The following is a 4,684-nucleotide window of genomic DNA, read 5'->3' as shown; positions in this document are numbered from 1 at the left end:
TTTACAACTTTAGGGTGTTTGATGCATTTCTAAGTCATTGATTCTACTTAGAAAATGGTGCCCGGGGGCGGAATCGAACCACCGACACGAGGATTTTCAATCCACTGCTCTACCCCTGAGCTACCCGGGCATGGGAACGAATATCGTTCAGGTGCACGTCGTCTAAGCGAGGCCCTCTGCACTGTCCAGAGGGTATGCGCAAAAATTTCCGTCTGCTGGGCGGCACGGGTGGCGGGGTGAAGCTTTTGCCAAGTGGCCTTGCGCATGCGCCGCCCCGCTCTGTGTGCAGGAATTGATCTATGTCAATTTTAACATGTGACATCTTTCGTAAAGACCGGGCGCAGGATTTGACAAGACGACACAGGGAGACGCGCCATGACGGGCGATCTACACACGAGCCGCCGAAGCTTTCTGGGCCTGATCGCCGCTGGCGGTGGGGCCGCGGCTTTGGGTGTGCCGCGGGCCAAGGCCGCGATGCGCAGCACCAATGCCCGCATCGTCATCATCGGTGCGGGGGCGGCAGGAACGGCCTTGGCCAATCGCTTGGTGCGCCGATTGGAGGGCGCGCAGATCACGGTGATCGACCCGCGCGCCGAGCATCTTTACCAGCCGGGGCTTTCGCTGGTGGCCGCCGGCCTCAAACCCGCCGATTACGTCGTGAGCCAGACCGCTGACTGGCTGCCCGAGGGGGTGAGCTTGCGCGCCGAGCGTGTAGTCGCCGTCGATCCCGTGGCGCAAAACGTCACGACCGATGCGGGCGAACGTCTGGATTACGATTTCCTCGTCGTGGCACCGGGGCTTGTGCTTGATCACGACGCCATCGCGGGCTTTTCGCTCGATATGGTGGGCCAAAACGGGGTCGGCGCGCTTTACGCGGGGCCGGACTATGCCGCGCGCACATGGCAAGCTGCCGCGCGCTTCGTCGAAGAGGGCGGGCGCGGTGTCTTCACCCGCCCCGCGACCGAGATGAAATGCGCGGGCGCGCCGCTCAAGCATAGTTTCCTCATCGATGATCGCTTGCGCCGCGCAGGCAACCGGGGCGCTGCAGAGCTTGCCTACATCGTGCCGCAGACATCGCTTTTCGGCGTGCCGATCGTGGCCGAGAAAGTCCGCATGCTGTTCGAGGATCGCGGGGTAACGACCAGTTTCCAGCGCACGCTCACCGCCGTGGATGGGGCGCGCAAGATCGCCACCTTCCGCGATCAGGATGGGGGTCTGCATGACGAGGCCTATGATTACCTCCATGTCATCCCGCCCCAGCGCGCGCCTGATTTCGTAGTGCAATCGGGGCTGGCTTGGGCCGACCGCTGGGCCGATCAAGGCTGGGTCGCCTGCGATCCGGCGACATTGCGGCACAATGACTACCCCAATATCTGGGCCTTGGGCGATGTGGCGGGCGTACCAAAGGGCAAGACCGCGGCCTCGGTCAAATGGCAGGTGCCGGTGGTCGAGGATCATCTGATCGCCGCCCTCGACGGTCGCGAAGGCACCGAGACCTATGATGGTTACACCTCTTGCCCGCTGATCACCCGGATCGGGCGCGCGATGCTGGTGGAGTTCGACTACAACAACAATCTCACCCCGTCCTTCCCCGGATTGATCGCACCGCTCGAAGAGCTGTGGATCAGCTGGCTGATGAAAGAGGTGGCGCTGAAGGCCACCTATAACGCCATGCTGCGCGGCATGGCCTGAGCGGCGAAAGAAAGGATAAGCAGATGAAAGAATTGACATTCGAGACCCTGATCGCCGTGTTCGAAGAGATGTTCGGCGCGGGTCTGTTCTGGGCGATGGTCGTGGCCGCGCTGGTGATCACCGGGGCCTGGATCTACGTGCTGATCCGCGATCGCAGCCTTGGGATGCGGCAATTTCTGATCGCGCAACTTTTCATGCCCTTGGGCGCGGTCTTGGCGGTCTGGTTCGTCATGGTGATGACCGATAGCCGCTTGGTCGATATCGGCGGGCCCGTCGATCTGGTGGTGGTCTTGGGGATCGCGGCGATGGGGGCGGTTGGTGCCGCGGTTCTCGTCTATACCGTCGAGCGCCTATTCCTGCATCGTGCGACATCGGCCTGACGGCCCCCGGCACACATCGAAAAAAGGGCCGCCATTTGGCGGCCCTTTGCTTTTGTTGGCTGCGGGGGAAGGGAGGACAACACCCGCAGCCAAGCCTTGATGCGCATCCTCAAGGGAGGAGAACGGGATGCGCACCAAATTCCTGCACGCCCTACATCGGTTCGGGCCGGGGCGTCGCGTCGGTCGAGGGCGGCAAGACCGGGTGAACCACCTGCGGGATCTCGCCCGTCAGCGTCCGCAAGAAGGCCGCGATATCGGCGATTTGATCCTCGCTCAGATCGGCGCCCAATTGCGCGACACCCATCACGGCGACCGCCTCTTCCAGCGACCAGACCACGCCCGAGTGGAAATAGGGGGCGGTCAATTCGATATTGCGCAAGGGCGAGGCGCGGAAGACGTAATCATCGGTCGCGGTGCGCGTCACCTCGAAACGGCCGCGGTCACCCTCGGGCAGCACATTCGCGCCGGGGCGCTCGACAAGGCCGAAGGGGTAGTAATCCTGTCCGCCCATGTTCACCCCCGCATGGCAGGCGGCACAGCCCTCGTCGATAAAGGATTGCAGGCCGCGGATTTCCTGTTCGTTCAGCGTATCGGCCCCGTTCAGGAACTGGTCGAAGCGCGAATTGGGGGTGGTCAGCGTCGCCTCGAAAGCCTCGATGGCCAATGCGAAATTCTGGAAGGTGACGGGCTCCGCCTCGCCGGGGAAGGCCTCTTGAAAGGCCGCGACATAGTCTTCCATCGAACTCAGTGTCTCGAGCAGACGGTCGGGCGTGTTGTTCATCTCGACACCCGCCTGCACCGGCCCCATCGCCTGCTCGGCCAGGTCAGCCGCGCGGCCATCCCAGAACTGGGCGATGTTGAAGACCGCGTTATAGACGGTAGGCGAATTGCGCGGGCCTTGCTGCCAGCCATGCCCGATCGAGGTGGTCAGGCCATCCACGCCGCCAAGCCCCACATTATGGCACGATTGGCACGAAAACAGCCCCGAGCGCGACATGCGCGGATCGAAGAACAGCATGGCGCCAAGATCGACCCGCTGTCGGCTGATGATATTGCCCGCGATGTCGGGGGTCGACATCGGGATCGGCGCGAACAGGTCGTTGGAAAAGGCGCGCAGATCATCATTGGCCAAGGCCGGTGCGGCGAGAACCGCCGCGATTGCACATGTTGCGGTAAAGGTGAAATCTTTCATGGTCGGTCTCTCGCTTCGCGTTTTGCGCGCTTCCTGTGCCGCGTGGGCGGTGCGCCGCCACAAGATCGCAAAACAACCGACAATCCCTTGACATAGATCAATAATCACGCGGTTCGCGGGCGCCAAGACTGCGGCATGCTGTCATTGCTGGGCCAAGGGGCCGACGGATCGGCGGCGATAACCACACCCGGCCTCGCCCCTGCCCCTCAGTGCGGCTTTTGCGGCGCCTGTTCCAGCGCCTCGGCGGCGGCGGCGATATCTTCAGGGCTGTCGGAGGGGATCGCATAGCTACCATTGAGCCAACGCGCGAGATCGACATCGGCGCAGCGGCGCGAACAAAAGGGGCGCGCCTCGGGGCTGGGCGCTCTTGCGCAGATGGGACAAGCCATGGGCGGTGCTCCGTTGATCCGGGTGTGCCACAGTATGAAATGGCACCGCGCCGATCGCAACCATGTCGCGGCGCCCACTTGATGTCATGCACGCGGCGGATTACCCACAAGCGTGTAGGCATAGCGCGCAACGGTGGGTAAATGGCATATCCGATAACAAGGCGGGTCTTTCTCGCGAGCGCGAGCGCCACAGTGGCGACAGGATGCATGGGTGAAACCGCCACAACACGCGGCGCAGCCCCCGACCCCGCTTTTCTGCCGCAACCAAATGCCAGCTATGACGCATGGCGCGAGGCGTTTTTCGCGCGCGCGCAAGCGCAGGGCATTCGGGCCGAGACACTGAGGGCGGGCTTTGCCGGACAGGGGTTTTTGCCCGGCGTGGTCGCCCGTGACCGCAACCAGACCGAGTTCCGCCGCACGACCGAGGATTACCTAGCCCTTGTCGCAAGCGAGGATGATCTGGCGCTGGGACGGCTGCGCGTCGCACCGCAGCGCGCGACGCTTGCCGCCGTTGAGCGGCAAAGCGGCGTCGATGCCGATGTGATCGCCGCGATCTGGGGGCTCGAGACCCGCTTTGGCACGCGGTTGGGCGATATCGGCGTGATCTCGGCCACCTCCACCTTGGCGTGGGAAGGGCGGCGCGGGCGTTTCTTCGAGGCGCAGCTGATGGCCGCTTTGCGCATCTTGCAGGCGGGCGATACGACGACCGACCGGATGCAAGGCTCATGGGCAGGCGCGATGGGCCACACCCAGTTCATGCCGACCGTTTTCGAAGAATATGCCGTCGATTTCACGGGCGATGGGCGACGCGATATCTGGGGCGACGATCCCAGCGATGCCTTGGCCTCGACCGGGGAATATCTGCGCCGGCACCGCTGGCGGATGGGTGAGCCTTGGGGGATGGAGGTGCATCTGCCCACGGGTTTTGACACCGCGCGCACGGGGCGCGACAACCGCCGCCCTGTGGCCGCATGGGCGGCTGCCGGGGTGCGGCCCGCGCGCGGCGGCGCGCTGCCCGATCTGGGTGATGC

At 63.8% G+C, this 4,684-nt stretch carries 5 protein-coding genes and 1 tRNA gene; 3 read left to right on the top strand and 3 right to left on the bottom strand.

All coding sequences use genetic code 11. The features are described from left to right. Window positions 1-55: 55 nt before the first annotated feature. Window positions 56-130: transfer RNA gene (locus ACTG4J_RS14855), tRNA-Phe, on the bottom strand. A gap of 245 nt (window positions 131-375) precedes the next feature. On the opposite strand from ACTG4J_RS14855, the gene ACTG4J_RS14850 reads away from it, so the two are divergent. Both ACTG4J_RS14850 and ACTG4J_RS14845 read left to right on the top strand, forming a co-directional pair. Beyond that, window positions 376-1,692 (top strand): NAD(P)/FAD-dependent oxidoreductase, encoded by a 1,317-nt coding sequence (locus ACTG4J_RS14850; protein WP_439140516.1) that lies wholly within the window; start codon window positions 376-378, stop codon window positions 1,690-1,692. 23 nt (window positions 1,693-1,715) lie between these two features. Continuing rightward, window positions 1,716-2,072, top strand: coding sequence for a DUF5368 domain-containing protein (locus ACTG4J_RS14845; RefSeq protein WP_439140515.1), 357 nt, complete (start codon window positions 1,716-1,718; stop codon window positions 2,070-2,072). 151 nt (window positions 2,073-2,223) lie between these two features. Here ACTG4J_RS14845 and ACTG4J_RS14840 read toward each other — a convergent pair whose 3' ends face one another. Beyond that, complete coding sequence (locus ACTG4J_RS14840) at window positions 2,224-3,264, bottom strand: cytochrome-c peroxidase (RefSeq protein ID WP_439140514.1); 1,041 nt, start codon at window positions 3,262-3,264, stop codon at window positions 2,224-2,226. A gap of 206 nt (window positions 3,265-3,470) precedes the next feature. Next, window positions 3,471-3,653 (bottom strand): DNA gyrase inhibitor YacG, encoded by a 183-nt coding sequence (locus tag ACTG4J_RS14835; protein ID WP_439140513.1) that lies wholly within the window; start codon window positions 3,651-3,653, stop codon window positions 3,471-3,473. Between the two features lie 207 nt (window positions 3,654-3,860). Between ACTG4J_RS14835 and ACTG4J_RS14830 the strand changes: the two genes are divergently transcribed. Continuing rightward, the coding region (locus tag ACTG4J_RS14830) for a lytic murein transglycosylase (protein WP_439140512.1) at window positions 3,861-4,684 on the top strand (824 nt) is incomplete at its 3' end.

The sequence above is a fragment of the Roseicyclus sp. genome (assembly GCF_965662675.1).
Lineage (GTDB): Bacteria > Pseudomonadota > Alphaproteobacteria > Rhodobacterales > Rhodobacteraceae > Roseicyclus.
This window is presented reverse-complemented; position numbering and strand designations above follow the sequence as displayed.

Coding starts and splice junctions, on each gene's coding strand:
- ACTG4J_RS14850 (WP_439140516.1), top strand. CDS start 376: ATGACGGGCGATCTACACACGAGCCGCCGAAGCTTTCTGGGCCTGATC.
- ACTG4J_RS14845 (WP_439140515.1), top strand. CDS start 1,716: ATGAAAGAATTGACATTCGAGACCCTGATCGCCGTGTTCGAAGAGATG.
- ACTG4J_RS14840 (WP_439140514.1), bottom strand. CDS start 3,264: ATGAAAGATTTCACCTTTACCGCAACATGTGCAATCGCGGCGGTTCTC.
- ACTG4J_RS14835 (WP_439140513.1), bottom strand. CDS start 3,653: ATGGCTTGTCCCATCTGCGCAAGAGCGCCCAGCCCCGAGGCGCGCCCC.